Here is a 2,948-nt window from a genome sequence, read left to right on the forward strand (position 1 = left end):
ACTCAATTATGTCTTGGAATGTACCAACGGGCTTGAGGTTAAGTTTCTTTGCTTCTTCCTTGCTAATTCGTTGCCCAGTAACTGTGGTCTTTTCATTATTTTTACTTGCACAAGCGGTAAGTAATAACCACAAAGACAATAATACGATTTTATTCATTTTGACTTCCTTGAGAAAAATATAACGCCTTACTAATTGGCGCAAAAATGCTTGGCTAAAATTAGCGACGAAGGAGCGCAAGCCAAGCATCTTGCGTCCTTTTGAGTAACTTGTTAGTTGCTGACTACTACAATGTCGCATTTATAACCGCCAACTTCACTCTCTAAATTATCACTGTTGTACACGGTGTATTTGCCTAGGGCGGTAAATACTCTCTCATTGTAACCATTAGCTTCCCAACGGAAACCTGTGGTTTCGGTGGTTAAGCTTACCGCATTTTTTGATTTAAGCTCAGACGGTGACATTAAACTGCTCATTTCTTTTGGAGCGCTACCGACGACCAAAAATAACCATGTTTTATCTGATTCGCGGAATATAGCTAATTCTTCAAATGAATTTTCGCCAAGAGAAATATAAACACTACCTTTGAGACTTATTTCACTAGGAGTACAGTTAAAATGCTTAGATGATTCAATCCAAACAGTTTCAGGAGCCTCGCTTTCTTGTGACGCTAAAGAAGCAAACGGGATCAATAAAAGTAGAAATATTCTCAAAATTTTCCTAGGCAACTAACGCTTTGAATATGGGGCTAATATGAGCGCTTTGGCCGCAGGCCAGCGAGTATTTGTCCCAGTGAGTTTACGAACGACATTATTCACTTGTTAAGTTACGAATACTTGAAGTCTAACGTGAATTTTAATCTCTCACCCGGCACCACATCTTCTGGAGCTTTGAATCTACACGAAGACATTGACTCAATCGCAGTTTTTTCGAAATATCCTTCAGGGCTAGAGTCTATAACTACCATATCGAAAGGATACCCTTCGGTATCCAATGAGTATTCTAAAATAACCCAACCTTCTATTCTTTTCTTAATTGCTGCAATTGGGAATTGCGGTGGTTTTTTGCATGCGAATGGAGCGGCCTTTTGCGCTATTTTTGGCGCTTCTCTTTTCTCAGTGCTAGCACAGCCTAAAATGCTAGACATCATTAAAAATACGATTAAAAACTTCATAACTTTCCTTAGTAACTTAACGCCCCACTAAGAGGCAAATAATAGTTGGTTAAAATAAGCGACGAAGGAGCAAAAACCAACTGTTATTTGTCCTGCTTGAGTGACTTGTTATGTTTTTGAAACACCACTTTTCCATGGATGTGTCATAAGAGCGATGCAAATTGAATAAATAAAATACCCTAGAGTACCACCAAAGATCTGCTTCTCAATAAAGCCTAAATAAATAAATAAATAAACTGACAGTTAATTCAAAAATACCAACAGTACCGCAAATAGTTAAAAAGAAACCAAATAGCTTATGCTTCCTTTTTAGTTTGTTAAGATCTAAAAGCCAACTATTCATAGTGAACTCACATTCAGTTAAATTAACTCTACATTAGAGCTAAAAACATAACGCTTTGCTAAGGGGCAATTGACTGTTGGCTAAACTTGCGCGAAGCGCCAAGCCAACTGTTAATTGTCCCAGTGAGTTTACGAACGAACTTGAGCAACTTGTTATAAGCCATCTTTAGCACCATGCGTAAACAGTAAAAACTTAGGGGCATAGCCTGTGAATACAACATGCCCTGATATATATGACATACCAAACGTCACGATACCTAAAAGCCATATAATATGATCATATGGTTCAGTGAACGCAAAAGTAACCGTGGCTAAAATAGCAAAGAATGAAAGCACAAAGATAAACCCCGCGAGTACCCTAAACGGTGTTCTAACTTTAGCTAATTGTTCCCTCGGTAAACTCATATCTTCCTTTGGCTTATAACGCTTTGCCAAGGGGCAAATGCGAACGTTGTTGGGCTTTGCCCAGTGAGTATTTGTCCCAGCCGCGCTTTTTGCGGCGAACTTAGGCAACTTGTTATATGCACTAATCTTTATCGACCCAATGCCATGGAAAAACCACACAAATAAGGGAGAAAAAGAATAAAAAAACACCTTTAAAATCATTAGCGCCCTCGATTCCCATAAACTTGCCATTTACAAATAAATCGGAATAAATGTATAGGCCTAGACACGCTGCCAGAATAAGAAAAAAAATCCTAAACTTTAAATTCTTAGCCAGATAAAAGTTAAATTTCATATAGTCGGTTCAGAGTGCATATAACGCTTTGCTAATGGGAAAATACTGCGCTTTGGCCGGAACGGCCAGCAATAATTTTCCCAGTGAGTTTACGAACGAAATTTAGCAACTTGTTAGGTGTTTGGGTAATAAACAAGTGAACTTCCTTCTTCAAGAGCTTCTGTATAAAAACCAGTGAAACCTTCATACGAGTCGATATTGAGCACCTCTACCTTCAGGGTGTTACCTGTTAAATTTATCACTTGGTCGAAGCCATATTTTTTAACCTCAATTAATGCCCGATCAAAATCTAACTCATCAATATCTTGAGCTATGAACACCATACATTTATGAACATCACCAATTTCAGGCTCAGCATAGTCATATTCTGAGTTTCCAACAAACATCCCTTGAAAACCGTAAATGTAGACAACTTTCATAGACACCTAACGCTTTGCTAAGGGGCAGTTGCGAGTGTTTTTGGCGAAGCCTGCGAGTAACTGTCCCGCAGCGTTTTTTGCTGCATACTTGAGCAACTTGTTATGTGCCATTTGTTCGAACTTCCTCGCCGCAGCTTAGACAATAAACACTGCCTTTAAACCAATGAAAAGCAAGCTCCGCTCCCGAGTCATATTTCGAGTTCTTGTGAGGCTTTTTAAACCAAAGAAACATAAGTTTTTTCGAGCACACTGGGCATTTGACAAAAGGGGCTAAAC

4 protein-coding genes are annotated in these 2,948 nt (G+C 38.8%); all 4 read right to left on the reverse strand.

Going from position 1 to position 2,948, the window contains the following annotated elements; genetic code table 11:
- Window positions 1-270: 270 nt before the first annotated feature.
- Complete coding sequence (locus tag ABD036_RS18865) at window positions 271-711, reverse strand: hypothetical protein (RefSeq protein ID WP_343862716.1); 441 nt, start codon at window positions 709-711, stop codon at window positions 271-273.
- A 113-nt stretch (window positions 712-824) separates the two neighbouring features.
- A complete protein-coding gene (locus ABD036_RS18870) occupies window positions 825-1,172 on the reverse strand; it encodes a TonB family protein (protein ID WP_343862717.1) in 348 nt (115 codons plus the stop codon).
- A 495-nt stretch (window positions 1,173-1,667) separates the two neighbouring features.
- Window positions 1,668-1,919: a hypothetical protein gene (locus tag ABD036_RS18875; protein ID WP_086745574.1), complete on the reverse strand. Its 252-nt coding sequence runs from the start codon at window positions 1,917-1,919 to the stop codon at window positions 1,668-1,670.
- A 447-nt stretch (window positions 1,920-2,366) separates the two neighbouring features.
- On the reverse strand, window positions 2,367-2,672 hold the full coding sequence (locus ABD036_RS18880; RefSeq protein ID WP_343862721.1) for a hypothetical protein: 306 nt from the start codon (window positions 2,670-2,672) through the stop codon (window positions 2,367-2,369).
- Window positions 2,673-2,948: the final 276 nt, after the last annotated feature.

The organism is Aliiglaciecola litoralis (assembly GCF_039523355.1).
GTDB lineage: Bacteria > Pseudomonadota > Gammaproteobacteria > Enterobacterales > Alteromonadaceae > Aliiglaciecola > Aliiglaciecola litoralis.

Bases quoted from the DNA above. Each gene is read 5' to 3' on its own strand.
- ABD036_RS18870 (WP_343862717.1), bottom strand. From the start codon at position 1,172: ATGAAGTTTTTAATCGTATTTTTAATGATGTCTAGCATTTTAGGCTGT.
- ABD036_RS18875 (WP_086745574.1), bottom strand. From the start codon at position 1,919: ATGAGTTTACCGAGGGAACAATTAGCTAAAGTTAGAACACCGTTTAGG.
- ABD036_RS18880 (WP_343862721.1), bottom strand. From the start codon at position 2,672: ATGAAAGTTGTCTACATTTACGGTTTTCAAGGGATGTTTGTTGGAAAC.